General features: G+C 35.1%; 15 protein-coding genes and 1 tRNA gene. 1 reads left to right on the top strand and 15 read right to left on the bottom strand.

Annotation, left to right across the window (positions count from 1 at the left end):
- Positions 1-5: 5 nt before the first annotated feature.
- The 3 genes from mutL to miaB are packed head-to-tail and all read right to left on the bottom strand — an operon-like array spanning position 6 to position 5,782.
- A complete protein-coding gene (gene mutL / locus COB47_RS05330) occupies positions 6-1,775 on the bottom strand; it encodes a DNA mismatch repair endonuclease MutL (RefSeq protein WP_013290354.1) in 1,770 nt (589 codons plus the stop codon).
- Positions 1,772-4,363 carry a DNA mismatch repair protein MutS gene (gene mutS, locus COB47_RS05325; RefSeq protein WP_013290353.1) on the bottom strand — a complete coding sequence of 864 codons (2,592 nt, stop codon included), beginning with the start codon at positions 4,361-4,363 and terminating at the stop codon, positions 1,772-1,774. Before mutS ends, mutL begins: the two co-directional genes overlap by 4 nt.
- 3 nt (positions 4,364-4,366) lie before the next feature.
- Positions 4,367-5,782, bottom strand: a complete 1,416-nt coding sequence (gene miaB, locus COB47_RS05320) for a tRNA (N6-isopentenyl adenosine(37)-C2)-methylthiotransferase MiaB (protein ID WP_013290352.1) — start codon at positions 5,780-5,782, stop codon at positions 4,367-4,369.
- A 179-nt stretch (positions 5,783-5,961) separates the two neighbouring features.
- Between miaB and COB47_RS05315 the strand changes: the two genes are divergently transcribed.
- Positions 5,962-6,159, top strand: a complete 198-nt coding sequence (locus COB47_RS05315; RefSeq protein WP_013290351.1) for an alpha/beta-type small acid-soluble spore protein — start codon at positions 5,962-5,964, stop codon at positions 6,157-6,159.
- 61 nt (positions 6,160-6,220) lie between these two features.
- Here COB47_RS05315 and COB47_RS05310 read toward each other — a convergent pair whose 3' ends face one another.
- From COB47_RS05310 to COB47_RS05260, 12 genes are all read right to left on the bottom strand, one after another.
- The gene (locus tag COB47_RS05310; protein WP_013290350.1) at positions 6,221-6,652 is read right to left on the bottom strand and encodes an ACT domain-containing protein; all 432 of its coding nucleotides are present in this window, start codon (positions 6,650-6,652) and stop codon (positions 6,221-6,223) included.
- 66 nt (positions 6,653-6,718) lie between these two features.
- The gene (locus COB47_RS05305; protein WP_013290349.1) at positions 6,719-8,020 is read right to left on the bottom strand and encodes a phenylacetate--CoA ligase family protein; all 1,302 of its coding nucleotides are present in this window, start codon (positions 8,018-8,020) and stop codon (positions 6,719-6,721) included.
- Positions 8,021-8,035: 15 nt separating this feature from the next.
- Positions 8,036-8,617 carry an indolepyruvate oxidoreductase subunit beta gene (locus tag COB47_RS05300; protein WP_013290348.1) on the bottom strand — a complete coding sequence of 194 codons (582 nt, stop codon included), beginning with the start codon at positions 8,615-8,617 and terminating at the stop codon, positions 8,036-8,038.
- A 7-nt stretch (positions 8,618-8,624) separates the two neighbouring features.
- Positions 8,625-10,358, bottom strand: a complete 1,734-nt coding sequence (gene iorA, locus COB47_RS05295; RefSeq protein WP_013290347.1) for an indolepyruvate ferredoxin oxidoreductase subunit alpha — start codon at positions 10,356-10,358, stop codon at positions 8,625-8,627.
- A gap of 22 nt (positions 10,359-10,380) precedes the next feature.
- Positions 10,381-11,682 (bottom strand): phenylacetate--CoA ligase family protein, encoded by a 1,302-nt coding sequence (locus tag COB47_RS05290; RefSeq protein ID WP_013290346.1) that lies wholly within the window; start codon positions 11,680-11,682, stop codon positions 10,381-10,383.
- 175 nt (positions 11,683-11,857) lie between these two features.
- Positions 11,858-14,452: an ATP-dependent chaperone ClpB gene (gene clpB, locus COB47_RS05285; RefSeq protein WP_013290345.1), complete on the bottom strand. Its 2,595-nt coding sequence runs from the start codon at positions 14,450-14,452 to the stop codon at positions 11,858-11,860.
- An 84-nt stretch (positions 14,453-14,536) separates the two neighbouring features.
- On the bottom strand, positions 14,537-14,980 hold the full coding sequence (locus tag COB47_RS05280) for an Hsp20/alpha crystallin family protein (RefSeq protein WP_013290344.1): 444 nt from the start codon (positions 14,978-14,980) through the stop codon (positions 14,537-14,539).
- Between the two features lie 183 nt (positions 14,981-15,163).
- Positions 15,164-15,625 (bottom strand): transcriptional regulator NrdR, encoded by a 462-nt coding sequence (gene nrdR, locus COB47_RS05275; protein WP_013290343.1) that lies wholly within the window; start codon positions 15,623-15,625, stop codon positions 15,164-15,166.
- Positions 15,622-17,295 carry a sensor domain-containing diguanylate cyclase gene (locus tag COB47_RS05270; RefSeq protein WP_013290342.1) on the bottom strand — a complete coding sequence of 558 codons (1,674 nt, stop codon included), beginning with the start codon at positions 17,293-17,295 and terminating at the stop codon, positions 15,622-15,624. The genes nrdR and COB47_RS05270 overlap by 4 nt, the downstream gene beginning before the upstream one ends.
- Before the next feature lie 128 nt (positions 17,296-17,423).
- The gene (locus tag COB47_RS12565; protein ID WP_237699026.1) at positions 17,424-17,708 is read right to left on the bottom strand and encodes a tyrosine-type recombinase/integrase; all 285 of its coding nucleotides are present in this window, start codon (positions 17,706-17,708) and stop codon (positions 17,424-17,426) included.
- Positions 17,709-18,275: 567 nt separating this feature from the next.
- Positions 18,276-18,362: transfer RNA gene (locus tag COB47_RS05265), tRNA-Leu, on the bottom strand.
- A gap of 96 nt (positions 18,363-18,458) precedes the next feature.
- Positions 18,459-19,586: an ABC transporter permease gene (locus COB47_RS05260; protein ID WP_013290341.1), complete on the bottom strand. Its 1,128-nt coding sequence runs from the start codon at positions 19,584-19,586 to the stop codon at positions 18,459-18,461.
- Positions 19,587-19,596 lie beyond the last annotated feature (10 nt).

Raw genomic sequence — 19,596 nt, 5'->3', positions numbered from 1 at the left:
GAAATTTATACAATTCTTTTGAACATTTTTTCGATATCTTTCTTGGTAATTTCTACTACAACTGGTCTTCCATGCGGACAGTGAAAAATTTCTTTTTTGACAAGTACAAGTTCAACTATTTCTTTTTTCTCTAAGTCTGAAATTTTACTATTTCCTTTTACTGCTGCTCTGCAAGCAATTCTTTTTAACAGGTCCTCAGAAATTCCTACAAGACTCTTATCTTCAACCATTTGTTCGTATACCATCTCTATTACGTCAAGTAAAAACACTTTATCGATGCTCTTAGTCAGTATAGCAGGCCAGGTTCTCACTACTATTTCATTTTTCCCAAAATCCTCAATTTCAAAACCCATATTTTGAAAGATAGAGCGGTTTGAAAGCACAAACTCTTTTTGTGAAGAGGGAAGCTGAGCAACAACAGGAACAGCCAATACTTGGCTTTGAACATTTGAAGAATAAATTTGACCTTTAAAATCTTCAAATAACCTTCTTTCGTGTACTGCGTGCTGGTCAATAAGGTATAAGCTGTCATCACCTTGCACAATGATATAGGTATCAAAAGCGTAACCAACAATCTTGTAGTTTCCTGCACCAAAGTTTTCAAAGCCCTGCTGCTCAATTACAACTTCTCTTGGTTTATCAGAAAACATTTCAAAGAAATTTGGCTGCTCGGAAATAACCAAAGATATATCGTTTGAGTTTGTAGACAAAACTTCAATGTGTTTTTGTTCAAGTTCAGCATCATTTGCGTCATCAACTTTGCTCAAATCAAGTTTTGCAATCATTTTCTCAGATTTTAATGAGTCTGTTATTGCTTTATAAACGGTGTTATAAACAAATTGTTCATCCCTGAACTTTACCTCAAGTTTTGATGGATGGACATTCACATCAATCTCAGAAGGTGGAATTTGCACAAACAGAAAAACTATTGGAAACCTTCCTGTGATGACTGAATTTTTAAATGCCTCATCAACACATGACGAAAGAAGTTTGCTTTTGATATATCTTCTGTTGACATAAAAATGATAACCTGAACGTGTGGCTCTGCTCACAGTGGGGTTTACAAAATAACCCCAAACTTTTAGAGATTCTTTCTCAAGAGAAAACTCAACAATATTTTTTACTATCTCTATCCCAAATATAGAGCCAATGACAGATTCAATCTTATTATCTCCTGGTGTAAAAATTTGTCTTTTGCCATCTGCCTCTGCCCTGAATGAAATCTCTGGCCAGGCAATTGCAATCTTTTCAACCACCTCAAGACAGTACTTTTGTTCAGTTGACGGAGATTTTAAAAATTTTAGCCTTGCAGGAGTATTGTAAAAAATATCTTCAACAACAATCCTTGTTCCTTCTTTAAAAGGACAAAAACTTTTAGAAAGGACCTTGCCACCTTCTACTTTTACCATGCACCCCTGTTCTTCCTCTAAATGCTTGGAAACAAGTGTCACCTTTGCTACGCTCGATATTGCACAAAGCGCTTCCCCTCTAAATCCCATTGTTTTGATGCTGAATATATCCTCCAAAGACTTTATCTTGCTTGTTGTATGTCTTTCAAACACATATTCGATATCATCAGAGTGGATTCCTTTCCCATTATCATATACTTCAATTCTCTTCATACCGCCTTTTTCTATTTTAACATCGATTAAACTTGCTCCAGCATCTATTGAATTTTCCAGAAGTTCTTTGAGGCACGATGCCGGTCTTTCTACAACCTCACCCGCCGCCAAGATATGAGTTAATTGTTCAGGAAGTTTGTAAAGCTCTCTCATATCAATTGCCTCTCTTTAGCTTTGATTATTTCATGTTTGAGTTCACTTAGGATATTTAAAGCTTGTAATGGAGTTATATTCAAAATATCAAGTTTTTCAATTTTGTCTATTATCTCCTCTTTTTTATACGAAAAAAAATCAATCTGCTCAGTAAACTCTTTTTTAATTTCCTTTCTAAGCTTTCTAATACTTTTTCTATTTATATCAGCCTCTTCAAGCTGTTTTAGAATTTCCTCAGCCCTCTTTAATACTTCTTCTGGAATTCCAGCAAGTCGGGCAACATGAATCCCATAACTTGAGTCACATCCACCCCTGACAATCTTCCTCAAAAATACAACGTTTTTACCCTCTTCTTTGACATCAACCCTGTAGTTCTTTACCCCTGGAATCTTCTCTTCAAGCTCTGTTAGCTCATGGTAATGAGTTGCAAAAAGGGTTTTTGCACCAATTTTAGATTTATCAGCAACATACTCTAAAACCGCCCATGCTATAGAAAGTCCATCATATGTGCTTGTTCCTCTCCCAACCTCATCAAAAATTATAAGGCTTTTTGGCGTTGCATTTTTCAATATGTTTGCAACCTCTGACATCTCTACCATGAATGTACTCTGCCCAGATGAAATATCATCAGATGCTCCTATCCTTGAAAAGATTTTATCCACTATACCAATGTGTGCCTCATCAGCGGGTACAAAACACCCCATCTGTGCCATTATAACAATTAAGGCTACCTGCCTCATGTATGTAGACTTACCAGCCATATTGGGACCTGTTATAATCAAAACCCTATTTTCTACTTGGTCAAGTTCGGTATCGTTTGGGATGAAATTACCTCTTCCTATCATCTTTTCAACCACTGGGTGTCTACCGTTTTTAATGTATATTTTATCCCCTAAGTAAACATTTGGCCTGACATATTCATTGTCAATTGCAATACGAGCAAATGAGCACAAAACATCCAAGATGGCAATATAACTTGCTGTTTTTTGAATCCTTTCAATCTGAGCCTCAATTCTATCCCTTATTTCGCAAAAAAGTTGGTATTCAAGTTCGATGAGTTTCTGGTCAGCGCCTAATATTTCATCTTCCAATTTTTTGAGTTCCTCTGTTACATACCTTTCTGCATTTGCAAGAGTTTGTTTTCTAATGTATCTGTCTGGAACAAGAGAGTAGTTTGACTTAGTGACTTCTATATAATATCCGAAAACCTTGTTATAACCAATTCTGAGATTTTTTATGCCTGTGAGATTTCTCTCTTTTTCTTCGTACTGTACTAAAAGTTCCTTACTATTTTTTGATATATTTCTTAATCTATCTACTTCTTCATTAAAACCATCCTTAATTATTCCACACTCTTTTAATGTTACAGGTGCATCTTCGTTTATAGAACTGTCAATAAGTGAATGTATATCTTCTAATGTATCAAAATCCTCATAAATCTCCTTTAAAAGCTGTGCTGAGAATGAAGAAAGAAGTTTCTTTAAAGCTGGTAATACTTCAATCGACCTTTTCAAACTTAGCAAATCTTTGGCGTTAACATTCTTATATGCAAACTTTGAAGAAAGCCTTTCTATGTCATACATTCTACTCAAAAGCTCTTCTATCTGTACTAAAATAGAATAGCTTGATTTGAGCTGCTCAACACTGTCAAGCCTTCTGTTAATCTCAATAACATCAATAAGAGGTCTTTCAATCCATTTCTTCAATAGCCTTGAACCCATTGAGGTCTTTGTTTGATCCAAAATACCAAGAAGGCTATTTTTTTTAGAGCGCTGAATGATGCTTTCGGTGAGCTCTAAATTTCGTTTTGTATTTATGTCAATTTGAAGATAGTTTTGGACTCTGTAAAATTCAAACCTTCTTATATAATCAAAAGAAATTTTTTGGGTCTCTGTCAAGTACTTCAGCAGATTTCCTACGCTCAAAATCAGCCTTTCGTCTATTTTACCCACATTTATCTGATTTTCTATAACCTCATAGCACTCTTGTAAATCCACAAACTCTATCATTTGTACAAAAGAAGTGCAGTTTTTTTTCAGATATTCATAAAGCTCATCTTCTGAACGTGAGATTAAGATTTCACTGGGATTGTATTTGCCAATTTCATTTAATAGCTTTTGAAGGTCTTCTTCAATAAGGCAAGAGTACATCTCACCAGTTGAAACATCTACAAATGTCAATGCAAATTCAGACCTGTTTCTTGATATACAACAGATGAAATTATTGGCTGTTGAAAAATTCTCGTCAATAAATGTGCCTGGAGTTATTATTCTTGTAATTTCCCTTTTTACAATTCCCTTTGCAAGCTTTGGATCTTCCACCTGTTCGCAGATCGCAACCTTGTAACCCTTTTCTATAAGCTTTGCAATGTAGCTGGTCGCAGAATGGTACGGCACACCGCACATAGGAGCTTTTTCATTATTTCCACAATCTCTGCTGGTTAGTGCTATCTCAAGTTCTTTGGACGCCACAATCGCATCTTCAAAAAACATCTCATAAAAATCGCCAAGTCTAAAAAATAAAATACAATCTTTCACCTTCTGTTTTATCTCCATATACTGCTGCATCATAGGAGTTAGCTCTTGCATAATTTAAATCACCTCGCCGTACAGCCAATGCTCTGCAGCTTCCAAAATCTTTACATTAACAAACTTAAACATATACTCATCAGGGCACTTCACATTGACAACCTTGTTTGTTCTCGTTCTTCCAACAAGCAAATTATTTCTTTTAGAGCGACTGTCAATAAGAATTTCATACGTTTTGCCAAGCATCTGCTTGTTCTTTTTCAAAGCTATCTCTTCAACAAGCTTTACAAGACGTTGAAATCTTTGGTGTTTTATATCCTCCGGAACTTGATTGGGCATTTTTTCAGCTGGTGTTCCTCTTCTTTTCGAATAGATAAAGGTATATGCAGAATCAAACTCTACTTTTTGGCACACATCAAGAGTATCTTCAAAATCTTCATCCGTCTCTCCCGGAAAACCTACAATAATGTCAGTAGTAATTGCTATATCAGGAATATTTGTTTTAAGCTTTTCAACAAGTCTAAGATAGTCTTCTTTTGTATAGTGCCTGTTCATAGCCTTCAATATTCTTGTTGACCCTGACTGAACTGGCAAATGTATATGTTCACACACCTTATCCAAATCTCTCATAGCTACAATAAGCTCGTCTGACAAATCCTTGGGATGAGAAGTCACAAATCTAATTCTCTCTATTCCTTTTATTTCATTTACCTTCTCAAGTAGCTTGGGGAAAGTAATACCATTTGCTAAATCTTTTCCATATGAATTAACATTCTGCCCCAGAAGAGTAACTTCCTTTACTCCATTTTGAACAAGCTGTTCAATCTCATAAATAATCTCTTCAGGTCGCCTGCTTCTTTCTCTTCCTCTGACATATGGAACTATGCAATAAGTGCAAAAGTTGTTACATCCATAAATTATATTGACAAAAGCGCTAACTCCTTGCCTTCTTGCAGTCGGAATTCCCTCAACAACCACATCCTCATCTTCCGAAATGTCAATAACAGTTTTTTTCTCAGTAATAGCAGTATAAAGAAGTTGCGGAAATTTATGAAGACTTTTTGTACCAAATATTATATCCAGAAAAGGGAACAATTTTGCAAGTTTTTGTGCAACTTCAACCTGCTGCGGCATACACCCACACACACCAATTATCAAATCAGGCTTTTTGTCCTTTAGTCTCTTTAAAGGTCCAATATTTCCGTATACTCTTGATTCTGCATGTTCTCGTACGCTACACGTGTTAAATATTATCAAGTCAGCTTCTTGGATGTTTTCAGTTTCAACGTATCCCATTGCATTTAGCATTCCAGCTAATTTTTCAGAATCATGAACGTTCATTTGGCAACCATATGTCACAATATGATATTTCTTATTTTTGCCATTTGCAAGGTAATACTCTGTATTCATTTTTTCAATCTCTTCAACAAACCGTGCCTGTGTTCCAAAATCTATATAATAAATGTTTTTGCTTTCCAATTTTATCCCCCTCAAAACTTTTTTATTTGACAAGCTTTATTATAGCATTTTATTTATCAAATTATAATATCTTAAAGTCTCCCATTTTTTTCTTAATATTTCTTTAGTACTTGGTGCACACTTCTTTATTGAAAGCATAAAACAAAAATCTTTTTCAACTAAAAGGGAGGAAAACTAAGATGCCAAGAAAAAAGAGACTTGTTCCAGAGGCAGCACCACAACTTGACAAATTAAAACAGGAAACTGCCAGCGAAGTTGGTGTAACTCTTGACAACTACAATCCTAACATCACTGCAAAACAAGCTGGAACCGTCGGTGGATATATGGTTAAAAAGATGATACAGGACTATCAAAACAGGGCAAAAAATCAACAATAACAAGACGGGGAGGAAAATTAAAACTTTCCTCCCCGTCATCTTAATTATCAGATTTAACTTGTTACAATGCATATACCTCTTCAGCTGGAAGTATTTTTACATTGTTTTCACTTAGCACTTCAATTGCTTCATCAGCTTTCTCTACTTTTAGTATAACAAGAGCTTGGTCACTAAGCTTACCAACAAAAGCATACATGTACTCTATCCCTATGTCTTTTTTGTAGAGTATTTCAAGAACCTTTGCAAGCCCTCCTGGCTTGTCTTCTACAGCAATCGCAATTACATCTGTTGCTGAAACTGTAAAACCATTTTCTTTTAAAACCTGCAAGGCTAAATCAGGCTTATTAACAATCAGTCTCAAAATACCAAAATCGGTTGTATCAGCAATTGACAAAGCTGAGATGTCTATATCGTGCTTACCTAATATCCCTGTCACCTCTGCAAGCCTGCCTGATTTGTTTTCCAAAAAAACTGAAATTTGCTTTACAAACATTATAATTTACCTCCTACAATAACAAACTTGTCATTTTACCTATTATATAGATACCCAATTTTTTAATTATATTTTTCTCTTGTCAATAACTCTTTTGGCCTTTCCTTCACTTCTTTCAATTGTCTTTGGCTCAACAAGTCGAACCTTTACAGAAATCCCCAGCGTCTCTTCAATAGCCTTTGTTATTTTTTTCTCAAGCTGTTCAAGCTTTTTGACCTCATCAGAAAACATTCTTTCAGAAACTTCTACCAAAACCTCAAGAACGTCAAGATTGTTTACCCTGTCAACAATCAGCTGATAATGCGGTTCAACCTCACCCATCTCAAGAAGGACACTTTCTATCTGAGACGGGAAAACGTTGACACCACGAATAATTATCATATCATCTGTTCTACCAATTACCTTTTCCATCCTTACTAATGTTCTACCACACCTGCACCTATCATAGTGAAGAGCAGTTATGTCTCGTGTTCTGTATCTTATAAGTGGAAGTCCTTCTTTTGTAATTGTTGTAAAGACAAGTTCCCCATATTCTCCCTCACCTAAAACCTCACCTGTTTCGGGATTAATTATTTCAGGTAAGAAATGGTCTTCATTTATATGCATTCCACACTGATATTCACATTCAAACGAAACCCCAGGTCCAATTATTTCTGAAAGACCATATATGTCATAAGCTTTAATATTAAGTTTTGTTTCTATTTCTTTCCTCATATTTTCTGACCACGGCTCTGCACCAAACACCCCTGATTTTAACTTAAGCTGAGATTTGTCAATTCCCATCTCTTCCATAGTCTCAGCAAGATAAAGAGCATATGAAGGTGTGCAAGCCAAAACCGTTGTTCCAAAATCCACCATAATTTGAATCTGTCTTCTTGTATTGCCAGACGAAATTGGAATTACCGATGCACCAATCCGCTCCGCACCATAATGAACTCCTAATCCTCCTGTAAAAAGTCCATAACCATATGCAATCTGGACAAACGAGTGTTTGTCAGCTCCAGCTGCCACAAGTGTCCTTGCCATAACCTCAGACCAAATACCAATATCATGTTTAGTATATCCCACAACAGTTGGTTTGCCTGTTGTTCCAGAAGAAGCATGAATTCTTACAATTTCGCTCAGAGGGACAGCAAAAAGTCCATATGGATAATTATCGCGCAAGTCCTGCTTAGTAGTAAATGGAAGTTTTCTTAAGTCATCCAAGCTCTTTATGCCTTCAGGAATAATTCCACGCTCTTGCATCTTTTTTCTATAGTAGGGTACATTTGTATATACCCTTTTTATAGTCTCAACTAATCTTTTGAATTGAATCTCTTGTAGATTATTTCTATCCATACATTCCATGTGTTCATCCCAATATTTCATCTTTGCTTTTCCACCTCACATATTTTCTATTCTTCTACCAAGGTCAAAGGCTTTTAAATTTATCTCAATAAACTCTTTTTTTACATTCTTCTCTATAGAACTTATAAATAAAGCCTCCTCTACACTCAAAAACTTGCTAAAAAATCCAAGCATCAAGGTATTTTGAACTCTTGCATCTCCAAGAGAAGAAAGCAGCTTTTTTATCTCAACCTTGCAAGCTTTCACACCAATTTCTTTTAGGACTTTTTCTACATCAGGATACTCATATGAACCTGTTGTTACACTTATAGGAGGAATCTCATAGTCAGCGTAAATCAATGTACCATCTCTTTTGAGATATTCAAGCCATCTTAGTGCTTCTAATTTCTCAAATGCTATAATGAAGTCTGCCTGTGCTATATCAACAAGTGGAGAGAACACCTTTTTAGAAGCTTTTACATATGTAACAACACTTCCACCTCTTTGTGCCATACCATGAACTTCAGAAATTTTTACATCATAACCCGCACTCAGTAAAGTCTCACCCAATATTTTACTAAACAAAATATTACCCTGACCACCCACACCTACAACCAAAATATTCATTTCCCTTTTCATATAATCACTACTCCTTCTGAGCTAAAATTGCGTTAAATTTACAAATATCCTCACACATGCCACACCCAAGACATAAATTCTCATCAATAAAAGGTTTATCTTTTATTGATATTGCTGGACAACCCAAACTCAAGCACATCTTGCAATTTCTGCATTTCTGTGAATCTATATATCTCTTGGAAATAGTAAACTTGTATCTACGATGTAGCCTACAAGGAGCTTTAGCTATTACAACTTTAACACCTGGGATATTAATAAGATTTTTTATTTTATCTAAATTTTGATCTATTTTGTAAGGGTCTATCTCCTCTACAACTGAACATCCTAACACTTTGCAAAGAGCTGCTAAATCAATTTTATACGTTTGTTCACCTTTTATTGTATAACCTGTTGCAGGATGATCTTGATGACCTGTCATACCAGTTGTGGAGTTATCTAAAATCAAAACAAGTATGTCAGACCCATTGTAAACCGCATCAATTATACCTGTTATCCCTGAGTGAATAAAGGTAGAATCTCCAATCATTGCAACAACCTTTTGCTTTTTATCTGATGCATTTGATATTCCATGTGCCATTCCAATACTCGCACCCATACAAACACATGTATCCATAGCATTAAACGGTGAAAGTGCCCCTAAGGTATAGCAACCAATATCCCCAGTTATAATAATATTTTTTAACTTGCTCAAAACATAAAAAATTCCCCTATGAGGACAACCTGGACAGAGCACAGGAAATCTTGGTGCAAGGGTTTGATTTGCTTTATATGGAATTTCTATTTCTTTGTTTTCTATAGACTTTTTGATAAATGAAGGGGAGTATTCGCCTGTTAATTTAAAAATCTCCTTACCTACAACATTATTTATTCCCAATGTCTTTATATTTTCCTCTAAAAATGGATCAAGTTCTTCTACAACATATACCTTATCAAATTTCATACAAAAATCTTTTATTAATTTCTCTGGAAGCGGCCATACCATACCAAGCTTCAAAACCCATGCATCAGGATAAGCTTCTTTGACATACTGGTATGCTATTCCAGATGTAATAAAAGCAATTTCTTTTGTTCCTATGTCAACTTTATTTACTTTTGACGTTTCTGCAAACTCTTTTAAGTCACTCAACCTCTTTTCCACAAATTCATGGCGCATCCGTGCCATTGCAGGCATCATAACATACTTTTGTATATCTTTTTTATACTCAGATATTATTTCTTCTCTATTCCCTTCTTCTACAACAGATTGTGAATGAGCAACCCTTGTTGTAAGACGCAAAATCACAGGAGTATCAAACTTTTCGCTTATCTCAAAACCAATCTTAACAAAATCAATACATTCTTGACTATCAGCTGGCTCTAAAACAGGCACTTTTGCAGCTTTAGCTATATCTCTGGTATCTTGTTCATTTTGGGATGAATGCATACCTGGGTCATCTGCAACAGCTATCAAAAGCCCGGCATTTACCCCTGTATAAGATGCAGTAAAAAGAGGATCTGCTGCCACATTCAAACCTACATGTTTCATTGAACAAATGGCACGTCTACCATAAATAGATGCACCAATTGCAACCTCAAGCGCCACTTTCTCATTTGGTGCCCATTCACAATATATCTCATCATACTTTGCTATTGCCTCTGTAATTTCCGTTGAAGGTGTTCCAGGATAAGCTGTTGCAACTTTAACTCCTGCTTCATAACATCCTCTTGCAACGGCATGATTCCCAAGCAGTAATTTTTTCAATTTATCTCAGCCTCCATTATTTTTAATTGGTTTTGTTTCTCAAATCAATTACTCTTTTTGCTTTTCCAGTAGTTCTTTCAATAGTTTTTGGTTCAACAAGTTTTACCTTCACGTTTAAACCTAATACAGTAAATATTCTATGTTTTATCTTGTTTTCTAATTTTTCAAGTTCAGCATATCTTTCCAAAAGCTTTCCATCTACAAGCTCTACATGAACTTCTAAATCATCCAAATATCCTTTCTTTGTAACAACAAGTTGATAGTGAGGACCTATACCTTCAATTCCCATCAGAACACTTTCTATCTGAGATGGAAACACATTGACACCTCGAATTATGAGCATATCATCTGTTCTTCCTTTAACAGATGTCATTCTCACATTTGTCCTTCCGCACTTGCAAGGCTCATATATCAGTGATGTAATATCTCTGGTTCTATATCTTATAAGAGGCATACCTTCTTTTGTGATGGTGGTAAGTACAAGTTCTCCTGTCTCTCCTTCTTCAAGAACCTCACCTGTCTCGGGATTTATTATTTCAGGATAGAAATGATCTTCATTTATATGTAAGCCTTCCCTATATTCACATTCACCAGATACTCCTGGTCCAATTATTTCTGAAAGACCATAATTCTCTGTTGCAAAAAGTCCCCACTTCTTTTCAATTTCTCTCCTCATCTCAACTGTTGAAGCTTCTGCACCAAAAAGACCCAATCTTAGCTTTATCTTTGACTTATCAATGCCAAGCTCGTTTGCAACCTCATCCATGTAAAGTGCATAAGAGGGGGTACACACCAAAACTGTAGAACCAAAATCTTGCATAACCAGCAACTGCTTCTCAGTATTACCACTGGAAATTGGAATAACTGTAGCACCAACTCTTTCTAAACCCTGATGAAGTCCAAATGCACCAGTAAATAGTCCGTAACCAAAGGCAATCTGGGCGATATCATGTTCTCTTACACCTGCTGCTGTGACCATTCTTGCAACCACTTCTGTCCAGATTTCCATGTCATGTTTTGTATATCCTACAACAGTTGGCTTACCAGTTGTACCTGAGGAAGCGTGAATTCTAACAATTTTCGAAAGAGGAACAGTAAAAAGACCATATGGATAGTTTTCTCTCAAGTCATCCTTAGTTGTAAATGGAAGAAGTCGAATATCCTTTAAAGTTTTGATATGATGTGGCTTTATTCCTATCTCATCAAACTTCTTTCGGTAAAAAGGAACGTTTTCATAAACCCTTTCTACCGTTCTTTTAAGCCTTTCCAATTGTAATTCTTCGTATTGTTTTCTGTTGAGTTTTTCATACTCAGACCATATCATACCAACCTACCATCCTTCCTAAACTTTTATGTATGTATTTAAAAACTTATTAAGTATTATATTTTAATATCTTTTCTTTTTCAAGCAAAAAGCTAAAAAAAAGGACTGTCCACAAAGATACTTGGACAGCCTTTTTTATACAATATACTGGAAACTTATGTTTTAGTCAACTTTTTTATTTTACTATAACAAACCTTCCGTTTTCAACATCTATATCAATACTTTCACCTTCAACAATTGTACCTTTCAAAATCTCTCTTGCTATAAGTGTTTCAACATTTTTCTGCAAGAATCTCTTTATTGGTCTTGCACCAAAGTTTATATCAAAGGCATTTTCCATAATAAACTCTTTTGCCTTTTGGGTCAACCTTATTGAAATTCCTTTTTCTATCAGCTTTTGCTGAATTTCTGCAACTCGAAGGTCGATAATTTTTATAATCTGCTCCTTTGTGAGAGGTTTGAAGATTATTATCTCGTCAAGTCTGTTTAAAAACTCTGGTCTAAAATGTAATTTTAATTCTCTATCTATCAGTTTCCGTGTCTCTTCATCTATTTCACCATTTGAAATCTTAGCGTTCAAAAGATATTCGCTTCCCAAGTTAGAAGTCATTATAATTATAGTATTCTTAAAATCCACTGTTCTGCCTTTAGAATCAGTAAGTCTACCATCATCCATTATTTGTAGGAGAATATTAAAAACATCTCTATGTGCTTTTTCAATTTCATCAAAAAGTACAACTGAATAAGGTTTGGTTCTAACAGCCTCTGTAAGTTGACCTCCTTCTTCATATCCCACATACCCAGGTTGTGCACCAATCAAGCGCGAAACTGAGTGTTTCTCCATATACTCTGTCATGTCAATTCTTATCATATTGTTTTCAGAATCGAACAGAGCTTCAGCTAACGCTCTTGCAAGTTCTGTTTTACCAACACCTGTTGGACCTAAAAACAAGAAGCTACCTATTGGTTTTCTCGGATCTTTTATTCCAGCTCGCGCTCTCATTATTGCATTGCACACAGCTTCAATTGCTTCATCTTGACCAACAACTCTTTTGTGCAAGATTTTATCAAGCTCTAAAATCTTTTGCCTTTCAGTCTCTACAAGCTTTGCAACCGGAATTCCTGTCCACTTTGATACAATCTTTGCAATTTCTTCTTCTGTTACTTCCTCTTTTAAAAGTCTTTTTTCTGGTGGTATTTTTTCTAACTCCTGACGTTTTCTATCTAAAGCTTTTTGCAGTTCTATGAGCTTGCCATATTTCAGCTCAGAAAGTCTATTGAGGTCATAGTTTCTTTCAGCCTCTTCAATTTGAATCTTAACATTTTCAATCTCCTCTTTTATTCTTCTTATATCTTTTATCAACTCTTTCTCATATTCCCACTGAGCTGAAAGTTCATCTGCTCTGGATTGAAGCTGCGCAATTTCCTTTTCAATCTCCTCTATGCGCTGTTTTGCGCTCGTATTTTCTTCTTTTTGCAAGACATTTTTTTCAATTCTTAGCTGCATAATCTTTCTTGTAATTTCATCCAGTTCTGTGGGCATTGAGTCTATCTCTGTTCTCAATAGTGCAGCTGCTTCATCAATCAAATCGATTGCTTTGTCAGGCAAGAATCTATCTGAAATATATCTGTCTGAAAGCTTTGCTGCTGCAATCAAAGCATCATCTGTAATTCGTACTCCATGATGGATTTCAAATCTTTCTTTAAGTCCTCGCAAAATAGAAATGGTATCTTCAACAGATGGAGGATTTACTAAAACAGGCTGAAATCTTCTCTCAAGTGCAGCATCCTTTTCTATATATTTTCTATATTCATCAATTGTTGTTGCACCGATACAATGCAGTTCTCCTCTCGCCAGCATGGGCTTTAAAAGGTTTCCTGCATCCATAGCACCTTCTGCTCTTCCTGCTCCAACTATGTTGTGTATTTCATCAATAAAAAGTATTATCTTACCTTCAGAAGCAATGATTTCATTTAAAACAGCTTTCAGCCTTTCTTCAAACTCACCTCTATATTTTGCACCTGCAATGAGGGCACCCAAATCAAGAGCAAAAATTGTCTTGTCTTTAAGCCCCTCTGGAACATCTCCTTTTACAATTCTTTGTGCAAGTCCTTCAACAATAGCAGTTTTACCAACTCCAGGTTCACCAATCAAAACAGGGTTATTTTTTGTTCTGCGAGAAAGAATTTGAATAACTCTCCTTATTTCATCATCTCTTCCAATTACAGGATCAAGCTTGCCTTTTCTCGCAAGATCGGTAAGGTCCCGTCCATACTTTTTTAAAACCTCATAGACTTCCTCGGGGTTAGGACTTGTTATTCTTTGATTTCCCCTAATTTTATAAAGCTGCTGTAAAAATTTTTCGTGTGTAATTCCATATTTTCTAAATATATTCTTGGCGGAAGGGATATCTGAGTCTATCATAGTTAAATAAACATGTTCAACGCTTATATATTCGTCTTTAAACTTTTTTGCTTCTTCTTCAGCTTTGATTAAAATTTCGTTTACATATCTACTTACGTATACCGTTGAAGCACCAGGTCCGTATACCATTGGAATCTTTTTCAGCTGCTCTTCAATATCTCTTTTATAAAGCTCTATGTCAATACCCATGTTTTTAAGAATCTTTGCTACAAGTTTATCATCTTCATTCACAAGTGCATAATGGAGATGCTCTACTCCTATTTCCTGATGCTTGTAAACAATAGCTGTATTTTGAGCATCTAAAAGAGTTGTTTGAAGACTTTGAGTAAATCTTTCCATATTCATTTTGAATCAACACCTCACGTAAAAAGTATACAAAGGATAGTATAAAACAATCAGGGAAGGACTTTGCCTTCCCTGAGAATTTGCTTATTCTATATCAATTGTTCTTACATTTGGTTTTGAAGGTCGTTCTTTTGGAAGTACTATTCTCAAGATTCCGTCCTCGTATTTTGCTTTGATACCATCCTCTTTTACATTGTCAAGATAGAATGTTCGGGAAAATGCACCATATCTTCTTTCTCGTCTTATAAAGTTTTCTCTTTCTTCTTTTTCCTCTTTCTTTGTCTCTGCCTTTATTGTAAGCTTGTTATCATAAAGCTCTATCTTGATATCCTCTTTTTTGACCCCTGGAAGTTCTGCTTCTATAATATACTCATTTTCAGTCTCCTTAATGTCAGTCCTCATGAATCTTGTACCTTTTTCAGGTGCAAAGAAATCTTCAAACCAGTCATCAATGTCAAAAAACTCTCTTTCAATTTTTCTCATGATGTCAAATGGTTTTCTGCCAAATGGAACTATGTCTCTGAGCATCTTACATCACCCTCCTCTTTTCCATTTTTATTTTTAGGGCAATTTTTGATTTTGACTATCTTTGACTTTCAATTACTATTATATACCTTTTTCTCTTTCTTTCAATTTTCAAATTTGCTCAAAATCGACGATTTTCTGTGATTTTTCTTACTCTATCTATATTTTTCTCACTCTTTCTCAAGATTATTCTATCTTTTCTGTTAAAAGCTTCTGAAGCTCTTCTATGAAGGTATTGATATCCTTAAACTGCCTGTAAACAGAAGCAAACCTCACATACGAAATCTCATCAATCTTCTTGAGTTTTTCCATAACCATCTCACCAATTTCTCTTGACGATATCTCCTCACGCATAGAATTATAAATCTCATTTTCAATCTCATCTACAATCTTATTCATCTGCTCAATAGACACAGGTCTTTTCTGGCAAGCTTTTATAATACCATTTAAGATTTTATTCCTGTCAAACTCTTCTCTCCTATTATCTTTCTTAATAACTAAAATTGGCTGCCTTTCTACCTTTTCATATGTGGTAAACCTTTTCTGACACTTTAAACATTCACGTCTCCTTTTAATAGTTCTTCCCTCATCAGTTGGTCGAGTATCAACAACTTTACTGTCTTCATATCCACAAAAAGGACATCTCATACTTTCATCTCCAATTCCTGATTATATATTACAGTACAATTTTTACCACTGCTTTTTGCTCTGTACATGGCAACATCTGCACATTTGATCAGATCCTTTACATTGTCAGCATGTAAAGGATAAGAAGCAATACCAAAGCTAACTGTTACCCGTGTTTGAATCAAATTATCTTCTATTGTTTCACTTTCAATAGCTCTTCTTATTCTTTCAACCACCTTATAGGCTTCATTGCTTTCAAGATGATTAAATACTATTATAAATTCTTCACCACCATAGCGTGCAACAATATCACCTTTTCGCACCTTTTCTCTTGCTATTCTAACTACTGTTTGCAAAACCTTGTCACCAAATAAATGTCCATACGTATCATTTAGCTTTTTAAAGTTGTCAACATCAAAAAGAGCAATGCTAATCGGATATCTTCTACCAGATGTCTGAATCTCTTTTTCCAAGAATTCATAAAGATAAATTCTATTAAATGCACCTGTTAGCCCATCAACCATAGCCATTGATCTCATCTGCTGATACAAACTGGAGTTTTCCAGTGCAATTGAAACTTGTGCAGCAATAGATGTTAAAAATCTAAGATTGTCTTCTGTAAACACATCTTCAAATATATGTTCAAGTAATATTATTCCATACTTGTCATTCTTTGTTGCTAATGAAGCATACATTATCGATTTTGTAGCTCTTCCGTTTATAAAAGGACAATCAGCACTGCTTACCTTATTTCTATAACCATTTTCACAATTTAACGCAACACTTTTGAGCCATTCTATATTCTCCTGTTTGAAGCTTTCTTTTTGCTCGTTTTCTGGAAGGTTAGAAAATGCAACGTAAAGCTCTGTTTTGTCTTTATTAAATAATAATATCGAGCTTTTGTCAACACCAGTCACACCAATTAAAACATCATTTACAAATTTCAGAAGCTCATTTGTGTCCAGTATTTGTGTTATTATCTTACTGATTTCCTGAAGATTAAAAAACTCCCCAAGAGAAATATTAAGTCTTTTATTAATTTCCTTTAGATAACTTATTTCTCTTTCCAATTCTTTGATCTTTGCCTCTTTTGCCTCATTAAGCTTTTGCAGCTTTTTGAAATTTTCATCGTATTGCCTTAGTTTTATATCTATCTCATTAGTTTGGCTTTTTTCAAAGAATTCGATTTTTATAAACGAAGAAAACCAAAATATATAATAAAAAACATAAAATAGATTTCTCAAATCTTCACTGTTGACATTATTAGTAACAAAATCGAGAAATACAAAAAATATATAGGCAAAAATTAAGACTATTGCAATTTGTCTTAAACTCTTTATATTTATTCTTTCAATATAGAACAGAAATACCAGCGATATAACAAACATTAAATCAAAAAGTCTCTCATATCCAAAAAAGAATACAAGATTTATAACCTCAAAATATTTGAGATATCTAAAGAGTTCCTCACTAATATGTTCTTCTTCATTGAAAAGCCACGTTTTAAATAAATTGTAACCTGTTGAAATAACCAAAAATATTAGGGGAACAAGCCATTGTGAAAAGGAATGAACTTCCATTGAGGGTGAAAATAAAAGTTTATCTAAAAGCAAATACACTACTATTGCCAAAATTAAAAACCATGAAATTTTTATGTATTCTTTTTCAATTGCTATTTTTTCAGTACTCACAAGTCTTCCTCCCATTTATAACAATCCATTGTCTTCAAGTAGCAACCTTTTTTTTTTTTTTTTTTCAATAATGTTATATATTTACATTTACCAAAAATACAGTTCAATTATACTTTTATTCTATTATATTATATCTCATAAATTCTGTCTATAAAAAGAAGTAACCCCCGAGTTTTGTCCGAGTTTTGCAGCAAAAAATTATTATCAAATTTTAAACGGCTATTAGCCTTTTGATTGCATTTGCGGTAACTGGCAAAATAGGCAATTACCCTCGATACCCTTGTCTTTGCTACATCGCTTGGAATGTAGACTTGCAACGTCTTAAAGTCAAAGTGCTCAATGAGAAGCGAAAAAGCTTCCTTTGGTCGTATGCCAGTGTCTAATGTAAGCAGAATCAGGGCATAATCACGCAAACCGCAAAAAGTGTTCCTGTCGGGTAGTTTCAAAAGCTTTTCTAAAATCTCAATGTCGATGTTGACAATTCGCCCCTCGGCTTTCTGTTTCTTGATCTTCTCCAGTGGGTTGGTCTTAAGAATGCCTTCTTCAACGCACTATTTGAAAAATGCCTTCAAATACGTGAGCCGCAAATTGTAAGTGGCGGGTTTGACGGGTTGAGACAAATATTCCAGCACACACTTTTTAAGTTTTTGCTCGTCATGAAAACAGTCGGGGTAGAGCCTAAAGAAGCGGGTAATATGAGCCTCATACTCACCGATTGTTGATTCCCTTCTTCCCTCGGCTCGCTTGTAAAACAGGAATTGTTGCATAGCTTCCTGCCAATCCAGTTTGACAACGCTTCTTTTTTGGGCATAATAAAACCACCTCTCGCAAAGTTTTTTGACTTTGCGATTGGTGGTCGTGGCTTACTGTTTTCAAGTTCTGTGGGATAATTAGCCCTCTATTCTACTCCACAAAACCTTGCGACTTTTCATTTTGCCACCATTTTATCCTATTTCTCTTTTACCTTCTCACATCTGCTTTGGTGCGGATGGGGGGATTTGAACCCCCATGGGGAGAGCCCCACAAGATCCTGAGTCTTGCGCGTCTGCCAATTCCGCCACATCCGCAAAAGCTTATAAATTCTTCTTTACATTATAATATTTTAAGCCAAACTCCCACCTGATGTCAACCAAAAAGATTTTCAATTTTTCCAAGATGTTAAATCAGTCAAACCTCTTTGAAAATCTCTTTATTGAAATAAAAAGAAGTACAAGCCCTAAAAATATTAACACCAAGACCTCATCCCACAGATATTCTATCCCGACACCTTTGAGAACAATACCCCTTAATATTATCAAAAAGTAAGTAAGAGGAACAAAATTACCTACAAACCTTATCACAGCTGGCATTGCTTCACGGGGGAACATAAAACCTGAAAGTAGCACACTTGGCAACAAAAACAAAAGTGCAAGCTGCATTGCCTGAAGCTGTGTTTTCGAGACAGAAGATATGAGCATTCCTATCATGAGCGCACAAATGACAAATTCCATCCCCAAGACAAACAGCAAAAGAATATTGCCTCTCACAGGTACCTTAAACCATAGTATTCCAAACAGGAGCGCAACTAAAAAGTCACCCAGTCCAAGAAATGTATAAGGAACAAGTTTCCCTAAAATTAGCTCGATTGATTTTATTGAAGTTACTATTAACTGTTCCATTGTACCTTTTTCTCTTTCTCTTACAATTGCAAAGGCTGTAAGTATTATAGTTATATTTTGCATAATAAGTCCCATAAGACCAGGGATTGTAAAAAGTTCGCTTTTCATAGAAGGATTGTATTTTACACGTGTTCTGACATCAACAATAGGTTTTACAACATAGTTTTTCTGTGCAAAATAGTTTTTCTGTGCAAAGTTTTGCATTGTCAAAATACCGCTTGAAAATACTGTCTTTGCAATTGTGGGATCTGTCCCATCTACTATAAAAAGTACTTCAGGACTTTTGTTTTGTTTAAGAAGTTTTGCAAAGTGAGAAGGGATAATTAAAGCTGCTTTGATTTTTCCACTGTCAAGACTACTTTCTATCTCTACCTGATTTTGTGCAAAAAAGGTTGGCTTAAAATACCTTGTGTTCTGAAGTTTTCTTACAAGTTCTCTACTCTCTTGTGTCTTTGCCATGTCAAGTATTCCTATGCTTACATTTTCGACATCCATTTTGACAGCATAGCCAAAGAGCATAAGCATAATAAATGGTGCCACAAATGCTAAAACAAAACTTGCCTTATCTCTTTTAATTTGTATAAACTCCTTTTTCGCAATGGCAACAAATCTTCTTATTGAGAAACCATTCATTTTAAATCTC

Origin of the sequence: Caldicellulosiruptor obsidiansis OB47, from assembly GCF_000145215.1 — a bacterium.
Taxonomy (GTDB): domain Bacteria; phylum Bacillota; class Thermoanaerobacteria; order Caldicellulosiruptorales; family Caldicellulosiruptoraceae; genus Caldicellulosiruptor; species Caldicellulosiruptor obsidiansis.
This window is presented reverse-complemented; position numbering and strand designations above follow the sequence as displayed.